The sequence below is a fragment of the Nitrospiria bacterium genome (assembly GCA_035498035.1).
Classification (GTDB): Bacteria; Nitrospirota; Nitrospiria; order JACQBZ01; family JACQBZ01; genus JACQBZ01.
Map to the genome: position 1 here is coordinate 1 of DATKAN010000060.1, position 16,318 is coordinate 16,318.

17 protein-coding genes are annotated in these 16,318 nt (G+C 60.1%); 8 read left to right on the forward strand and 9 right to left on the reverse strand.

All coding sequences use genetic code 11. The features are described 5' to 3' along the window. The 5 genes from VMN77_11610 to VMN77_11630 form a co-directional block, all read left to right on the forward strand. The coding region (locus tag VMN77_11610; GenBank protein ID HTN44431.1) for a (2Fe-2S) ferredoxin domain-containing protein at positions 1-130 on the forward strand (130 nt) is incomplete at its 5' end. A gap of 54 nt (positions 131-184) precedes the next feature. Further along, positions 185-688 (forward strand): MogA/MoaB family molybdenum cofactor biosynthesis protein, encoded by a 504-nt coding sequence (locus tag VMN77_11615; protein ID HTN44432.1) that lies wholly within the window; start codon positions 185-187, stop codon positions 686-688. A 108-nt stretch (positions 689-796) separates the two neighbouring features. Then, on the forward strand, positions 797-2,002 hold the full coding sequence (locus tag VMN77_11620; protein ID HTN44433.1) for a saccharopine dehydrogenase C-terminal domain-containing protein: 1,206 nt from the start codon (positions 797-799) through the stop codon (positions 2,000-2,002). A gap of 4 nt (positions 2,003-2,006) precedes the next feature. After that, positions 2,007-2,522: a VOC family protein gene (locus tag VMN77_11625; GenBank protein ID HTN44434.1), complete on the forward strand. Its 516-nt coding sequence runs from the start codon at positions 2,007-2,009 to the stop codon at positions 2,520-2,522. Between the two features lie 8 nt (positions 2,523-2,530). Continuing rightward, complete coding sequence (locus VMN77_11630) at positions 2,531-2,950, forward strand: peptide chain release factor-like protein (protein HTN44435.1); 420 nt, start codon at positions 2,531-2,533, stop codon at positions 2,948-2,950. 7 nt (positions 2,951-2,957) lie between these two features. Here VMN77_11630 and VMN77_11635 read toward each other — a convergent pair whose 3' ends face one another. The 4 genes from VMN77_11635 to acs all read right to left on the reverse strand — a co-directional run bounded on the left by VMN77_11635 (position 2,958) and on the right by acs (position 7,318). After that, positions 2,958-3,356 (reverse strand): CBS domain-containing protein, encoded by a 399-nt coding sequence (locus VMN77_11635; GenBank protein ID HTN44436.1) that lies wholly within the window; start codon positions 3,354-3,356, stop codon positions 2,958-2,960. Between the two features lie 94 nt (positions 3,357-3,450). Then, positions 3,451-4,521 carry a zinc-binding dehydrogenase gene (locus VMN77_11640; GenBank protein HTN44437.1) on the reverse strand — a complete coding sequence of 357 codons (1,071 nt, stop codon included), beginning with the start codon at positions 4,519-4,521 and terminating at the stop codon, positions 3,451-3,453. Positions 4,522-4,576: 55 nt separating this feature from the next. Further along, positions 4,577-5,323, reverse strand: coding sequence for an SDR family NAD(P)-dependent oxidoreductase (locus VMN77_11645; GenBank protein HTN44438.1), 747 nt, complete (start codon positions 5,321-5,323; stop codon positions 4,577-4,579). Positions 5,324-5,368: 45 nt separating this feature from the next. Next, the gene (gene acs, locus VMN77_11650) at positions 5,369-7,318 is read right to left on the reverse strand and encodes an acetate--CoA ligase (GenBank protein ID HTN44439.1); all 1,950 of its coding nucleotides are present in this window, start codon (positions 7,316-7,318) and stop codon (positions 5,369-5,371) included. Positions 7,319-7,549: 231 nt separating this feature from the next. On the opposite strand from acs, the gene VMN77_11655 reads away from it, so the two are divergent. Both VMN77_11655 and VMN77_11660 read left to right on the forward strand, forming a co-directional pair. After that, positions 7,550-8,488 (forward strand): transketolase family protein, encoded by a 939-nt coding sequence (locus VMN77_11655; protein HTN44440.1) that lies wholly within the window; start codon positions 7,550-7,552, stop codon positions 8,486-8,488. Positions 8,489-8,554: 66 nt separating this feature from the next. Continuing rightward, positions 8,555-8,932 carry a hypothetical protein gene (locus tag VMN77_11660; GenBank protein HTN44441.1) on the forward strand — a complete coding sequence of 126 codons (378 nt, stop codon included), beginning with the start codon at positions 8,555-8,557 and terminating at the stop codon, positions 8,930-8,932. Here the strand turns inward: VMN77_11660 and VMN77_11665 are convergent. Further along, a complete protein-coding gene (locus tag VMN77_11665; protein HTN44442.1) occupies positions 8,919-10,898 on the reverse strand; it encodes an ABC-F family ATP-binding cassette domain-containing protein in 1,980 nt (659 codons plus the stop codon). The two genes, VMN77_11660 and VMN77_11665, sit on opposite strands and share 14 nt — an antisense overlap. 320 nt (positions 10,899-11,218) lie before the next feature. Between VMN77_11665 and VMN77_11670 the strand changes: the two genes are divergently transcribed. Next, positions 11,219-11,902, forward strand: a complete 684-nt coding sequence (locus VMN77_11670; protein HTN44443.1) for a sulfite oxidase-like oxidoreductase — start codon at positions 11,219-11,221, stop codon at positions 11,900-11,902. Between the two features lie 17 nt (positions 11,903-11,919). Here VMN77_11670 and VMN77_11675 read toward each other — a convergent pair whose 3' ends face one another. The 4 genes from VMN77_11675 to VMN77_11690 form a co-directional block, all read right to left on the reverse strand. Then, entirely contained in the window at positions 11,920-12,171 is a 252-nt protein-coding gene (locus VMN77_11675) for a Fe(2+)-trafficking protein (protein HTN44444.1), read from the reverse strand. A gap of 358 nt (positions 12,172-12,529) precedes the next feature. Then, positions 12,530-15,334 carry a PAS domain S-box protein gene (locus VMN77_11680; GenBank protein HTN44445.1) on the reverse strand — a complete coding sequence of 935 codons (2,805 nt, stop codon included), beginning with the start codon at positions 15,332-15,334 and terminating at the stop codon, positions 12,530-12,532. A gap of 19 nt (positions 15,335-15,353) precedes the next feature. Then, positions 15,354-15,890, reverse strand: coding sequence for a thioredoxin family protein (locus VMN77_11685; GenBank protein ID HTN44446.1), 537 nt, complete (start codon positions 15,888-15,890; stop codon positions 15,354-15,356). A gap of 169 nt (positions 15,891-16,059) precedes the next feature. After that, on the reverse strand, positions 16,060-16,254 hold the full coding sequence (locus VMN77_11690; GenBank protein HTN44447.1) for a hypothetical protein: 195 nt from the start codon (positions 16,252-16,254) through the stop codon (positions 16,060-16,062). Positions 16,255-16,318 lie beyond the last annotated feature (64 nt).

Sequence of the window (16,318 nt, forward strand, 5' to 3'; positions counted from 1 at the left end):
GGTCTATCCGGAAGGCACCTGGTACCAGAAGGTCACGCCCAACGATGTTGCCGAGATCCTGGAGCAACATATCATCAAGGGGCAGCCGGTTAAACGGCTCCTTCTCCCCGACGCGGTCTGGGGGCCCTAGCAGGTCGCTGAGCCATCGTAGGGGCGTATTGCAATACGCCCCTACAAAACACGAATGGGTCATAAAGAACACAAAGCGCAAGCGCCCTCCAGGGTGAGTTGCGCCGCCGTCACGGTGAGTGATACGCGCACGCCTGAAACGGACACGAGCGGCGCCTTGATCCGCAAGCTCCTCGCGGATTATGGCCATCGCATCGTGTCCTCCCACCATGTCAAGGACGAGCCGGCCGAGATCCAAAAACTTCTCGGCGCTCTTTCACAAAATCCGGACGTTCAGTCCGTGATCTTAAATGGCGGGACCGGAATTTCTAAGCGGGACGGAACCTACGAAGCCGTCGTCAAATTGCTGGACAAGCAACTGGACGGATTCGGCGAGCTTTTCCGTTCCCTGAGCTATCAAGAAATCGGTCCGGCGGCGATGATGAGTCGCGCCGTGGCGGGGACCTACGGGGGCAAGATCGTGATCTCGATCCCCGGGTCCGAAGCGGCCGTCCGACTCGCCATGGAAAAGCTGATCCTTCCCGAACTGGGCCATCTGGTCCGTGAAATCAATCGCTAAGGGTCTCGGAAACAATTTGGCCCAGACTTAACCGGACCCCCGGCTCAGGCTTGACGTCTTCCGAAATCCATCTTACACTTAAATAAGATTCATTTAGGAGAGGGCGTGATGGGCTATCGTTATGTGATTCTCGGTGCCGGACGTCAGGGCACGGCCTGTGCCTATGATCTGGCCCTCTTCGGCGAAGCCGAGCGGATCGTCCTTGCGGATGCCAATCCCGACTTTTCTCAAAAATCGGCCGAACGGCTTCGTCGTCTTTTGCCCTCTTCCAACACCACCCGGATTGAAGCCGTTGAAATCTCGGTCCAGAACCATTCGGATTTGATGAAGGTCCTGCGGGACGCCTCGGCCGTGATGAGCGCGGTGCCCTACTATTATAATCCCCGGATCGCCCGGGCCGCGATCGATGCCGCCGTCCCGATGTGCGATCTGGGCGGCGATATCGAAGCCGTCCTCGAAGTACAACGGTTGTCGGGGGCCGCGAAGGCCGCGGGCATCGCGATCGTTCCGGACTGCGGCCTGGCTCCTGGGATGAATAATATCCTGGCGGTTTACGGCATGGAACGGTTGGATGAGACTGTGTCGGTTCAGATCCGCTGCGGGGGTCTTCCGCAAATCCCGCGGCCGCCGTTGGCTTACCGGGTCGTCTTTAATCTCGATGGGATGTTGAACAACTATTTCGGAAAGGCCTACGTCCTTCGGAACGCCAAGGTAACAGAGATCGAAACGTTCAGCGGTCTGGAAAAGATCCGTTTTCCGAAGCCGCTGGGGGCGTGCGAGGCCTTCGTGACGGCCGGGGCGACTTCAAGCTGCCCCTGGACGTTCGAGGGACGGCTCCAGTCCTACGACTATAAAACCGTCCGCTACGCGGGGCATTATGAGAAAATCAAGCTGCTTCGCGATCTCGGACTGCTGGACCTCCGCCCGGTCTCGGTCAAGGGGACGTCCGTGGCCCCCAGGGACCTTTTCGTGAAGGTGGTCGGCGACCGAATCGCCTTTCCGGAGGATCGCGACCTGGTCGTGCTTCGGGTGATCTGCCGGGGCCGGAAAAACCGGCGGCCGGCCGAGGTGGTACTGGATATGCTCGAATATCATGATCCCGCCACCGGATTTTCGGCCATGGAACGGACGACCGGCTTCTCAACGGGGATCGTGGCCGCGATGCTGGCCCGCGGCGAGATCCGGGAAAAGGGGGTTGTGCCGCTCGAGACGGCGATTCCGGCCGGACCCTTTGTGAAGGAGCTGGGCCGGCGGGGGATGGCAGTCCGGGAGAAAATAGTGTATCGTAAGAATAGGCGCAAAATAAAGGGGTGAGACGATGGCGGGAAAACATATCGATCACATCGCATTCCGCGTGGCCGATCTGGAAAAGGCCGTTAAATTTTACACCGAGGTGATGGAATTCGAAGTGACCGATCGGTTCTTTATCGACTTTGAGGACGATACCAAGGCCCGATGCGCCGCCCTCAAAGCGAAGGACGGCCAGGGGATCTCGGTCTTTCTCAGCGAGGGCGTGGGCGAGGGCGGCGTCGTCAAGGAATGGGTGAAGGAGCACGGAAACGCGCTGCACCACATCGCCTATGCCGTGGACGACATTAAAAAGGAAGTGGCCGACATGAAGAAAAGGGGGATCCAATTTACCACGGAAGAGGTGCTGGACAGCGAGGAGTTGACCCAGATCTTCACCAAACCGGCCCCCGAGACCGGAATCATTCACGAGATCATCCAACGCAAGGGAAGCAAGAGCTTCTCCGTCAACAACGTCAAACGCCTCATGGCTTCGACGAGAGATTTAAACAAAGACGAAACAGCTAAGTCCGCCAGAAAGAAATAACGGCCCTCATGCCCCTCTTCCCCGTTTCAGGCCCGAAACAGAAGCAATTGATCGAACGGATGCAGCGGCTCGGCATCCGGGAGGAGGATCTGGACGAAAGTTTCGTCCGTTCCTCCGGTCCGGGCGGACAAAACGTCAACAAGACCTCGACCGCCGTTGTGTTGGTCCACCGGCCGACCGGAATCACGGTCAAATGTCAGGAGGCGCGGTCGCAGGGCTTGAATCGTTTTTTGGCGCGACGGCTGATGCTGGATCGGATCGAAGGGGAGCGTCTCGGAGCTGTCAGCGCGGAACGGAAACGCGTCGAGAAGATCCGGCGGCAGAAACGCCGGCGGTCGCGCCGCGCCAAGGAAAAGATGCTGGCGAACAAGCGGCATCAAGCGGTCAAAAAACGCGAACGGGGGGCGGTGCGTCCGGGGGAGCCATAGCGGTTGGTCAATCAATCCCCATGCGCGGCTCGGACTGTTTCTTGAAATAGACCAGCAGGTCGCGCACGGATAGAACCCCCACGATCTTCCCGCGCTCGGTGATTCCAAGGTGCCTAATTCCCACCTCCCCCATCAGGTCGAAGGCATCCTGGGGCGATCGGGTGAGCTCGATGGAGATGATCGGTTTGCTGATGATCGATTCGACCGCGTCCTTCTTGAGATCGAGACCTTTGGCCGCGGCCTTGCGGACGACGTCGGTCTCGGTGAGAATCCCAACCAGCTGACCTTCTTTTTCGACAAACAACGAGCCGACCTTCTGGATCCCCATGATCCGTGCCGCCTCCTGGATCGTGGTGCCCACCGAAATTTTTTTGATTTCCCGTTTCATTAATAGGGCTAAGGACATGACGTTCTCCGCCTCCGTCTGGAATCAACGATGGGTGGCATTATACTCAATCCGATCGGGCATCGCAAGTTATGAAGGAATCGGGTCGGGCCGTTTAGGAGGGGACGAGGATCAGCTTGCCGAAGCTGTTCCGTTCCAGCATCCGTTCCTGCGCCTTGCGCGCCTCCTTCAAGGGAAAGACCGAATCAATGACCGGCTTGAGCTTTCCGATTTCCATCAGCTTGGTCACTTCCAGCAGCTCGCTTCGCGTCCCCATCATCGAGCCGAGGATCGAAAGCTGGCGCGAGAAGATGTATCGGAGATCCGTCCTGGCCTCCGGTCCGGAGGTGGCGCCGCAGGTGACGAGCTTCCCGTTTTTCGCCAGGGAGGTGAGGCTTTTGTCCCAGGTCTCCGGCCCGACATGTTCGAAAACGATGTCGACGCCCTTCCCACCGGTGAGCTCGCGGATCTTGTTCGAGAAATCCTCCCGTCGGTAGTTGATCCCCTCATCCGCGCCGAGGGCCCTGGCCTTTTCCAGCTTGTCGTCCCGGCCGGCCGCGGCGATCACCCAGGCCCCGGCCAGTTTCGCGATCTGGATCGCCGCGGTTCCGATTCCGCTTCCGGCCGCCAGGACCAGCACCTCCTGACCGGCCTTCAGTTCGGCCCGCGTGATGAGCATGTGCCACGCGGTGACGAAGGCCAGCGGGTAGGAGGCGGCATCCTCAAAGCTCAGCACGCCGGGCATGGTGAGGACATTGATCGCGGGGACGTTGAGGTATTCCGCGTATCCTCCATTGGAATGGGCGCCCACGATCTTGTACGCGATGCACATGTTGTCCTGCCCCGAAAGGCAGTAGGCGCACCGAAAGCAGCTCAGCCCCGGCGCCACGATCACTTTTTCACCCCGGTTGATCCCGGTGACACCGGGTCCGACCGCCTCCACGACCCCGGCGACGTCGCAGCCCGAGATGTGCGGCATCGTGGTCTTGTAGGCCGGGATGCCCTGCCGGACCCAGATGTCCACGTGATTGATCGAGCAGGCCTTGACCCGGATCAGGACCTCGTCCTCTCCGGGGGCCGGCGTCGGGACGTCCTGATAGACCAGTTTTTCGGGACCGCCGTGTTCGTGAAAGACGACCGCCTTCATGGATTTATAGGGGCTCGCGTCGCCCCCTCCCAATGACAAGCCTTTGGAGCCTCCCCCTCTCGCTCCCTGTGGACGCTGGAAAACATAAACCCCTTTAGCCGCAACCCTCGACCGGACCCTTCATCAACGATCGCGCATCGAACGAATGGCCGCTCAAGGCCATGTCGTCCCTGAGAAGAAGATCGAGGGCGACCCGGGCGACCGCGTCCGGGGGCGGGAGCCGGCCCGGGTCCTCTTCGGGGTAGGCCGCCGCCCGCATCGCGGTCCGGGTTCCTTCAGGGTTCAAGGCCATGACCCGGATCCGATGCTCTCGAAGTTCCTCGGCCAGGATCTGCGTAAGTCCCTCCAGGCCGAATTTGGAAACGGAATAGCCTCCCCAGTGCGCCCGGCCCCGGCGGCCGACGCTGGAGGTGATGTTGAGGATGCAGCCCGACCGTCGGGGGATCATCAAACGCAGGACCTCTTGCGTGAGCAGAAACGGGGCGGTCAGATTGACCTTCAATACCGCTTCCCAATCCTTGAGCGGGTACTCGGCGATGGGCCGGCGCGGGCCCAGCAACGAGGCATTGTTGACCAGGATATCGATTCTCGAATAGCGACGCCGCAGATGGCTCGCCAGCGAGCGGACGGCCGCGGCCGACGCCAGATCCGCGACCCGGTAGGAGGCCTCGCCGTAGCCCCGCGTGATCTCCCCCACCGTATCCTTCAGTTCCCGCTCCGTCCGGGAGCAGATCGCCACGGCAGCGCCCTCCGCGGCCAGACGGATCGCGATCGCCCGGCCGATTCCGCGTCCGCCGCCCGTCACCAGCGCCACCGTTCCCTTAAAGCGGTTAGCGGGCATGGCAGCGCCACATCATGACGGTAGGGGGCGACCGAGCGGTCGCCCTTACTCCTCTTCCTGCATGAGCTTGGTCAGGACCGAATAATCTTCCAGGGTGGTGGTATCCCCGACGGTCGTCTTCCCCGAGGCGATGTCCCGGAGCAGCCGGCGCATGATCTTCCCGCTGCGCGTTTTGGGAAGCGCGTCGGTGAATCGGATTTCGTCCGGACGGGCGATGGCTCCGATTTCTTTCGTGACGTGCTCGCGAAGCGTCTCTTTCAACGCCGCCGAAGGGTTGTTCCCGGTTTTGAGGGTGACGAAGGCCTCGATGGCCGTTCCCTTTAATTCGTCCGGCTTGCCGACCACGGCCGCCTCGGCCACGGTCGGATGACTGACCAGCGCGCTCTCGATTTCCATGGTGCCCAGCCGGTGGCCCGAAACGTTGATCACATCGTCCACGCGGCCCATCACCCAAAAATACCCGTCCTTGTCGCGACGGGCGCCGTCGCCCGTGAAATAACAGCCCTCGACGAAATTCCAGTACTGTGTTTTATACCGTTCGGGGTCCCCGTAGATCGTTCGGAGCATGGCCGGCCACGGTTTCCGGATCACGAGATAGCCTCCCTGGTCCGGTCCGGCCGGCGTGCCGTCCTTGTTGACCACCTCCGCCACGATGCCGGGAAAGGGCAGGGTGGCCGAGCCGGGTTTGGTGGGGGTCGCTCCCGGCAACGGCGTAATAAGAATGGCCCCCGTCTCGGTTTGCCACCAGGTGTCCACGATGGGGGAGCGCCCCTTTCCAATGACGGTGTTGTACCACATCCAGGCTTCGGGGTTGATCGGCTCGCCCACCGTTCCCAGAAGCCGGAGGCTGCCGAGGTCGTGTTTCTCGGGCCACTGATTTCCCAGCTTCATGAGGGCCCGGATCGCGGTCGGGGCGGTGTAGAAGACGTTCACGCGATATTTTTCAATCATTTCCCAGACCCGGTCTGGACCCGGATGGGTCAGCGCGCCCTCGAACATCACCGAGGTGACGCCGTTGGCGAGGATCCCGTAGACGATGTAGCTGTGACCGGTGACCCAGCCGATGTCGGCGGTGCACCAGTAGGTGTCCTCGTCTTTCAAGTCGAAGACCCACTTGCTGCTGATGTAGGTCTGGACGAGGTAACCGGCCGTGGAATGGACGACCCCCTTGGGTTTTCCGGTGGTGCCGCTGGTGTAGAGAATGAATAAGGGATGCTCCGAATCCAGCGGCTCGGCCTCGCAGACGGCGGACGCCCCTTTCATCAGGTCGTGCCACCAAAGGTCGCGATTCTCCTCCATCGGGACGGGCGATCCGACCCGGCGGACCACCACCACTTTCTCGATGGTGGGGGTCTGGGTCAGCGCCTTGTCCACATTCTCCTTCAGCGGAACGACCGCGCCCTTTCGGTAGCTGCCGTCGGCGGTGACGAGGAACCGGGCCTTGGCGTCGTTGATCCGGTCCTTGAGGGCCTCGGCCGAGAAGCCTCCGAATATGATGCTGTGGGTGGCCCCGATCCGGGCGCAGGCCAGCATTGCGATCGCCAGCTCCGGAACCATGGGCATGTAGAGGGCCACGCGATCACCGGGTCTCGCCCCCAACTGCTTCAGCACGTTGGCAAACTTGCAGACCTCGCGGTGAAGCTCCTGGAAGGTCAGGACTCGGGTGTCGCCGGGCTCGCCTTCCCAGATGATCGCGGCCTTGTTCCGACGCCAGGTCTGGAGGTGACGGTCGATGCAGTTGTAGGCGATGTTGATCTTGCCGCCCACGAACCACTTGGCGAACGGCGGGTCCCACTGAAGGACTTTTTTCCATTTTTTGAACCAATGAAGCTCGCCCGCGATCTTGGCCCAGAACGCCTCGGGTTTGGACTCGGCCGACTGGGCGATCTTTTTGTATTCCTTCAGGCTTTTGATGTGGGCCCACCGGCTGAAGGCGGACCGGGGTTTGAAGACGCGGCGCTCTTTCAACACGGATTCGATGGTTGGTTGAGCCATATAGAAACCTCCGGATGCTCCTGTCGGGGAGATGGGTGGTGTGTGATTTTGGATCAAGAACGACGCCGGCAATAAACGCGGTTATTGTAGTGTAGCCCGAAGGACTTTGTCAACCGCCGCGGGGCATGAGGGGGAGAGAACTTGACATCCCCCCCGTGCGCGATTATGATCAGTACCACGTTTCGAAAAAGAGGATTCATTATCCATCAAACGGAGGGGGTTCCAGTGAAGATGCGCGAAAAGAAAATGGGTCCGGCGACCCGGGACGCCTACGGAGCGGCGCTGGCCGAGCTCGGGAAGGAAAATCCCAACGTGGTCGTTCTCGACGGCGATGTCTCCGGATCGACGAAAAGCCGGGCCTTCGCCAAGGAATTTCCGGAGCGCTTTTTCAATTTCGGCATCGCCGAAGCGAACCTGGTCTCGGCGGCGTCCGGGTTCGCCGCCTGCGGAAAGATTCCATTCGCCTCCAGCTTCTCGGCTTTTCTCATGTGCAAGACCTACGATCAGCTGCGGATGTCCGTCGCGAACCCCCATCTGAACGTCAAGTTGTGCGGCTCGCACAGCGGGATCAGCCTCGGCCAGGACGGCGCCTCCCAGATGGCCGTGGAAGACCTCGCGCTGGCCTGTTCGCTCCCCAAGTTTACGGTCCTCGTTCCGGCGGATGAAACGGCCACGCGCGCGCTGGTGAAACGGGCGGCGGAGCATTCGGGCCCGGTTTTCATCCGTACCAGCCGGCCGAACGTGCCCCTGATCTATTCGCCGGGAGAGCCGTTCGAGATCGGCCGGGCCAAGCTCCTCCGGCCGGGAAAAGACGTGACGGTGATCGCCATCGGGATGCTGGTCTGGGAAGCGCTTGAGGCGGCGGAGCGTTGCGCGGAAAAGGGGATCGATGTCCGCGTGATCGATATGCCCACCGTCAAACCGCTCGATGAAGAGGCGATCGTCTCGGCGGCCAAGGAGACCGGCGCGATCGTCACGGCGGAGGAGCACCTGATCGACGGCGGCTTGGGCAGCCGGGTCGCCCAAGTGGTCGTTCAGAATCATCCCGTTCCGATGGAGTTCGTCGGCCTCAAGAACACGTATGCCGAGTCGGGGACGCCGGCCCAATTGTTCGAGCGATACGGCCTTACCGCGAACGCCATTGTCGAGGCGATCGAGACCGTGTGTTAAAAATTCGTGTCCTGACCGTGTAGGGGCGCACGGCCGTGCGCCCCTACGATACATTGCGGCGATCCGATGAATGAAACCGGCAAAGAAAAACTGTTTTTAGATCTGGCGGCCGAGCTCACGCGGTTCTATACCTTGTTATCGAAGTCGCTCCAGCCGGCAGCCGGTGAGAAGGCGGTCGAGCAATTCGCGCCGGATCAGTTTTCCGAGCAACTCCGACAGATCTGGGCCTCGCTTCGGCCGCATCTTGAAAAAAACGCGATCGTGAAGGACAAGCTTGAGAAAGACCTCCACGAGGCGCTCCGGATCTCCTCCGAATATGAAAAGCGGGGACCCAAGGGCCGGAAAGACGCCGTCCTGAAAAAAGAAGCCGCCCGGCTGATGGAGGAAGGGCGCCTGAAGGCCTCCGGATTCAGCGATCTGGTGGCGTTGTTTAGAAGGTTGTAGTCGGTTTTTCCGTCGCGGCCGAGAGTTGCTCCCACTCGGCCGTCAACTCCTCGACTTTCCGTTGCGCCCGGCCATGGGCGTCCACCGTTTCAAAAAACCGTTTCTTGTCCTGGTACAATTCCGGATCGGCCAATGCGGTCGTGAGATTTTGGAGTTCTTTCTCGGCTTCGGCGATCTCCGACTCGATCCGGGACAGCTTCTCCTTCAACGGATTCGTTTTCCGGTACTGACGATTGCGCGCCTCGGCCTCGGCCCGTTTCTGTTCCTTCGTCTTCCGCGGTTTGATGGTTTGGGGCGCCGGGACTGCGGCCGATCGGTTTTCGGACGGGGATGACTTTCCGGCGGCTGCGAGAGACGGTCCTTCGGCCAGGGCCTTCTTTTTGTAGAGGTAGTAGTCGTAGTCCCCCGCGTACGAGGTGACCTCGCCGCTCCGGACCTCGATGATCTTGTTGGCGACCGACCGGATAAAGTGCCGGTCGTGCGTGATAAAGCAGATCGTCCCGGAATATCCGCCCAGGGCTTCTTCCAGGACGTCGCGGGAGGGAATGTCCAGATGGTTCGTCGGCTCATCCATCAGGAGAAGATTCGCCGGGCGGATCAGCATCTTGGCCAGCGCCAGGCGGCTTTTTTCACCGCCGGAGAGGACGGTCACTTTCTTTTTCGCGTCGTCTCCGGAAAACAGGAAGCGCCCCAGGATCGCGCGAAGAAAAGACTGCTCTTCCAGCGGCGCGGCCCCGCTGATCTCATCCAGAACGGTGTTGTCCGGGGTTAACAATTCGAGTTGATGCTGGGCGTAGTAGGCCAGGGTGACGTTGTGGCCCAATCGACGCTCCCCCATTTCGAACGGAAGGACGCCGGCCAGGAGTTTGAGAAGCGTGGATTTTCCGGCCCCGTTCGGGCCGACCAGGGCGATCCGCTCGCCGCGGCGCAGCTCGACGTTCAGCCCGCGGTAGATCGGGTTCCCGTCGTAGGATTTGTCCAGGTCGATCAGCCGGATCACCGATTCCCCGCTCCGGGGCGGTTCGGGAAACGAGAACCGGACGCGTTTTTGCTCCGGGGCCGTCTCGACCTTATCCATTTTGTCCAGCATCTTGATCCGGCTCTGGACCTGTCGGGCCTTGGTGGCCTGATACCGGAAGCGGTCGATGAAGGCCTGGGTCTGGTCTATTTTTTTCTGCTGGTTCTTGGCGGTCGCCTCGAGAATTTCCTGCGCCTGGCCCTTGGCCGTGACGAAGCGGTCGTAATTGCCGGCGTAGGCGATCAATTGTTGCCGGTCGACCTCCACCACGCGGGTCGCGAGCCGGTTCATGAAGTTCCGGTCGTGCGAGATCAGCAGGATGGCGCCGGCATAGTCGGCCAAGAAGCCCTCCAGCCAGATCACCGATTCCAGGTCGAGATGATTCGTCGGCTCGTCCAGAAGCAGGACGTCCGGGCCGGACAGAAGCAGTCGCGCGAGGGCCGCCCGCATCCTCCAGCCGCCCGAGAGCTCCTCCATCGGACGCGCGAGATGTTTTTCCTTGAAGCCGAGCCCGAACAGGATCTCCTTCGCGCGGGCCTCGAGCGAGTAACCGCCGAGTTGCTCGTATTTCGACTGAAGTTCCCCGTAATGGGCCAGCAGTTCCTCGGCCGCCTCGGGGGAGGCCGTCGCGATCTCTTCTTCCAAGAGCCGCAGATGATGCTCGATGGAGGAAACATCGGCTCCGCCGGACAGGACTTCTTCCAAAACGGTTTTGCCCCGATGGGCCTCCAACTCCTGGGTCAGGTAGCCGATCACGGCCTTCTTGTTGATCGCGATCGTCCCGCTGTCGGGCATCACCCGGCCCGCGATCATCTCGATCAGCGTCGTCTTTCCGGCCCCGTTCGGACCGACCAGCGCCACGCGGTCTTCCATGCCGATCCGCAGGGAGGCCTCGCGGAACAACACCCGTCCTCCGAAGCGTTTTGAGACTTGTTGAATGGATATCATGGTCTATTATAAGGGGCTCACGTCGCCCCTGCCTTCAAGCTTTTGAACTCCTGATTTCCCTATTTACGATTTGCCATTCTCGATTCACCAAATTTCCCGCCCAAGACGTAAATCGTAAATTGAAAATAGGGAAAGATTCCCTGGAGGGGAATTTTCTGCATCCCCCTCCCTGCCTGTCCGGCCGGCAGGTCGCTCGCCGTGCCCGCCGGTTACGATTAAATTTCAATGGATCGTATACTATAAAAGAATGAACGGCGTTAAGTCAAATGGGGTGCCGTCCGTCTTGCATAGGCCGATGACCGATGTTAGAATGAAACGCCATGACCGATCCGAAAGATAAACTGATTCGGAAAAAAGAGGAATGGGCGCGCGAAAAGCGGGGACTCACCCCTCAGGCACGGGAAGAAGGCCTTTCGGTCCGGCAAAATCCCGACGCGCCTTCGATCGGAAAGCCGAGGCTGCCTCCCGGTCAGCATTTGGCCAAGGGCTTCCCGGTGCTGGATCTGGGCCATCAGCCCGAGGTGCCGCTTGAAAGATGGTCGCTCGATATCAACGGCCTGGTCGAAAATCCGGTCACGTGGGATTGGCGGGACTTTATGGCCCAGCCGCAGATCCGCCTCGTTTCGGACTTTCATTGCGTGACGACCTGGAGCACGTTCGACAATCGCTGGGAAGGGGTTTCCTTCAAGCGACTTCTCGAAGTGGTCCGCCCGAAACCCGGGGCGAAACATGTTCTGTTCGCCTCCTACGACGGTTACTCCACCAACGTTCCCTTGTCGGTATTGAACGACGATGACGTTTTGATCGCGCATCGCTGGAACGACCAGCCGCTGACCCGGGAGCACGGGGGGCCGGCGCGGATGGTTATTCCCAAACGCTATGGCTGGAAGAGCGCCAAGTGGATCAAGGAAATGGTCTTCCTCGCCGAGGATCGTCCGGGGTTCTGGGAGGTGAGGGGATACTCGAATACGGCCGACCCGTGGACGGAAGATCGATATTCCTAGAACGTTCCGTGACCCGGCTATTTGGGCTGCCCTTCGGCGCTGGGAATGTTCAGATAGGCCCTCATTTGTTCGATGAGGATCTTATTCGCATTCGGATCGTTGAGGTCCAGGCGGTATTCGTTGATAATCTTGATGGACAACCCTTTCCATTCCTGCCAGCAGACGCCGCATATCTTCGACTTGATTTCGGCTTCGAGCTGTCCGCCGTAGGCATAGCCCGTGATACCTTCGCGGGTCAATCCGCAATGAACGCATTTCACCTCGGCCATTCTTTTCCCCCTGTCTATTTGTAGGGGCTCACGTCGCCCCCTCCGAAGGCGAAGCCTTCGGAGCCTCCCCCTCTCGCTCGCTTTGCGAGCTGGTTGAATAATTTTAAGGGACTCGCGTCGCCCCTGTCTTTAAGCTTTTGAACTCCTGATTTCCCTGTTTACGATTTGCCATTCTCGATTCACCAAATTTCCCGCCCAAGACGTATATCGTAAATTGAAAATAGGGAAAGGTTCCCCTGGCGGGGAATTTACTGCCTCCCCTCTCGCTCGCATTGCGAGCTTGGTGTCAATAATAGATCGAACTCAATTATACAGGCGTCGCGGCGGGTGATCAAGAAGGTTTTCTGCGGCCAATGGGCTACGGAGAAACGGGGGCGTCCAGAAGTTTCCGAACGCTGCGCGCCAGTTCCTCGGGGTTGTAGGGTTTCGGGATCAGGTCGATCAGGCCCCGTTGCAAAAGTTCGCTTGAGGCAACCGGGGTTTGATGGCCGCTTGAAATCAGAAACCGCATCGTCGGGTCCAGACGGAGAAGTTGCTTAAGAACCTCCTGGCCCGACACACGGGGCATCGTCAGGTCCAGCACGACGAGCTTGATCCGGCCGCGTTCCCGACGGAAGACATCGATCGCCTCCTCTCCGTCCTTGGCCAGCAGGACGGTAAACCCCTTATGCTCGAGGATCGTTTGCCCCAGCCGGCGGATGGGGGCTTCGTCATCCACGAACAGGACGGTTTCGGTTCCATGGCCGGTCCCTTCTTTCGGCCAAGCTGGCAAGGGGGTCGTGCCGGCCGTCCGTCGGGTGCGAGGGAGATAAAACTTAAAGGCTGTTTCTACATATGTGACGCTCGACACATCGATCCATCCCTCGTGCTGTTTTATGATGGCATAAACCGTGGCCAGGCCCAATCCGGTGCCCCGTCCCACCTCTTTTGTGGTGAAGAACGGTTCGAAAATACGATGGACGACCGTTGGCTCGATGCCGTATCCGTTGTCTTTGACCGAAAAGCAAACGAACTCTCCCGGACGGGCGTCGAGGTGCAGTTTGCAATAGGCCTCGTCGATCCGGACGTTTTCCGCGGCCATCACGATTCGGGGTTCCCAGCCGGGCGGGACCGGTTCGCCGGAGGTTCCGTTCAGGCAGTCGATCAGCGAGTCCCGGGCGTTGACCCCGAGATTCATGACGACCTGATTCATCTGGCCGGCGTCCGCCAGCACCTTCCAGATGTCTTCGGCGGTTTGGACCGTGACCTGGATGCGTCGATCGATGGTCTGACGCAACAGACGCGCGACATCGTTCGCGACGGTCCCGAGATCCTGGGGTTGAGGATTCACGGGACTGCGATGGCTGAAGGTGAGCAACTGTTGCGTCAGCATCGAGGCGCGGCGGCCCGCCTGCAACGCCGCGGTCAACAGCGGGTGTTGCTCCGATTCCCGGGGGACTTCGTCGATGGCGAGTTCGAGGTTGCCGATGATGGCCGTCAGCATGTTGTTGAATTCGTGCGCGACGCCTCCGGCCAATTGCCCGACCGCCTCCAGTTTTTGGGCATGGCGCAGCTGTTCCTCCAGGCGCTTCTGCTCCGTGATGTCCCTTACCGTCGCGATGACGCCCACGATCTCGCCCTGGGCGTTTCGGAACGGGCCGTATCGTACCGAAGACCAGCCCGTCATGCCGGTTTTCAGAATCAAGAACGGGACGTCAAAATACGTAAAGGTCTCGCCGGTCTTGGCCCTTTCGATGCTGGTCTCGATGGATTCCATGGTCTTCTTTTCGATGAGATGTTTTCCGTGTTTTTCCAGAAGAATGTCCGGCAAATCCCGGGGGCGCTTCCCCAGGATGTCCTCCGCCCGGACCCCGCTCAACTCCTCCATGAACGGGTTCCAGACGATATATCGCAGTTCGCGATCGTAGACGATGATGCCTTCCCGGGCGTTGGCGATGACCTGCTGGTTGAACTGGCTTGAGTCCCGAAGGGCCTCTTCCGCCCGGCGCCGCTCGGTGATGTCGAGCACGGCGCCGATGGTGCGGACCGGACGCCGTGCGCCGCCCTCCCCCTTGAAAAATGTCTGGGACCGGGTGGTCAGCCAACGGACCGCGCCGTCGCGCCGAAGGATCCGGTGCTCCACGTCAAACCGGCCGTCTCCCGCCGGATCATGGGCCCTCCGGACGGCCGCTCCGATTCGCTCGCGGTCCTCCGGGTGAACGCAATCGAGAAACCCCGCCAGTGTCACCGGTTCATCCGGCCCGAAGCCGTAGATTTTCCGCTGTTCCGGAGACCAATAAATGGCATCGGTGAGGTGGTCGTGGTCGAAGATGCCGGTCTGAGATACCTGGACGGCTTCCTGCAATCGGTTCTCATTTTGACGAAGCGCCTCCTCCGCCCGTTTGGGTTCGGTAATGTCCCGGACGGTTACAATGACGCCCACGATCTCGCCCTGTGCGTTTCGGAGCGGATCGTATCGGACCGAATTCCAGCTCGTCTGCCCGGTATGTTTTAAGGTCACGGCGAGGTCGACCCGCGTGACGGTTTCGCCGGTCATGGCCCGAGCCAGGCCGTCCAGAATTTCTTGGACCTGCTCTCTCGTCAGGAGGTGCTTCCCGTGTTCTCGTTGAGCGGCCACCAGCTCGAGCGGGTGTTTTCCCAACACCATCTCCGCCCGCAATCCGGTCATTTCCTCCATGTAGGGATTCCAGGCGCGATATCGCAGGTCGCGATCATGGACCACGATGCCTTCGCGGGCGCTGCGGATCACTTGCTCGTTGAGTTGTCCGGAGTCGCGCAGCGCCTCCTCCGCACGCTTGCGTTCGTCGATGTCTTCGATCTGGACGATAAAATACAACGGATGATCCCGGTCGTCCCGAACCATCGAAACATTCAGACGGGCCCAGAACGGGCTTGCATCTTTGCGGAGGTATTGTTTTTCCAGTTGAAGGGAGGGGAGGCTTCCCCGCACCAGCATCTGCAACTGATCGAGGTTCCTGTCGATGTCCCGGGCGGCCGTGATGCTCTGGAAATCGCGGGAGAGTAATTCTTTCCGGGAGTAGCCGGTCATTCGGCAGAAGGTGGGATTGACCTCGAGGTATTTGCCCAGCGGCTCCACGGCCAAGAGGGCGATGCCGATGGCGGCATCTTCAAACGCGCGTTGAAAACGCTCACCCTCTTTCATTTCGACCTCGGGGTTTTAATTAAACCTTAGCCCATTTTATGGTACAGCCGGTCGCGTGCGTCTCGGGCCGGGAAACCGCGCGCCCGCCGAGCAGGGTTTCGATGGCGTGGCGGAGGTCGTGGGACTTGGCCGCCTCCGGGTTTTGCCAATTGTCGTCGATTCGCCCGGTGTAACGGAGCCGGCGTTCGCGGTCCAGGACAAAAACCTCTGGCGTATAATGCGCCCCGTATGCCTCGGCAACCGATTGGTCTTCGTCCCTCAGATAGGGGAAGTTGTAGGCTTTTTTCTTGACCCGTTCGACCATGTGAGGAAAATCGTCTTCGGGATAGTTTCGGGTCTCGTTCGCGTTGATGGCGATCAGCTGGACGCCCCGGTCGGCGTAGTCATTCTGGATCGCGATCAAACGGTCCTCATAGGCCTGAACGTAGGGGCAATGGTTGCACGTGAACATCACAACGAGGACGGGTTTGTCCGGAAAGTCTCGCAGGGAGTGGGTTTTACCGTCTACGCCGGGCAGAGAAAAATCCGGTGCCTTTTCACCGATCGGCAGTCTCATTTTCTAAAGGGTCGTCTCAGACCCTCCAAGAATCCTTTGGGTTCCTGTGATCCCAAGAGCGTTTCCAGCTTCCCTCAGTCGAAATAGGTCCCCTGGCAGTCCGGGCATTGATTCCCCTTGATTCCCGCCGGCGGGACCTCCACCAAATTGTGTCCGCACTTCGGGCATTTCATCCCCTGCGCATTCTGTCGTGATTCGGCCTCCGGCGCGGCGCGCTTTGCGTCCAGTCAGCGCGAATTTTTCCGATGAGCTCCTTGTTTTTTTTGTAATAATAATCCTCTTCCTTGTTGTATCCGTGCTCGCCGAGTTCCTTGGCCATCGGGTCTTCTGCTTTATTAGGGTGAGGGGCATTATAGACCAGCATTTGTTTTTTATCAAGGGTCGGTCGGACCACCCGGCGGGGGGATCCCCAGGGGGGGACCTGTCCG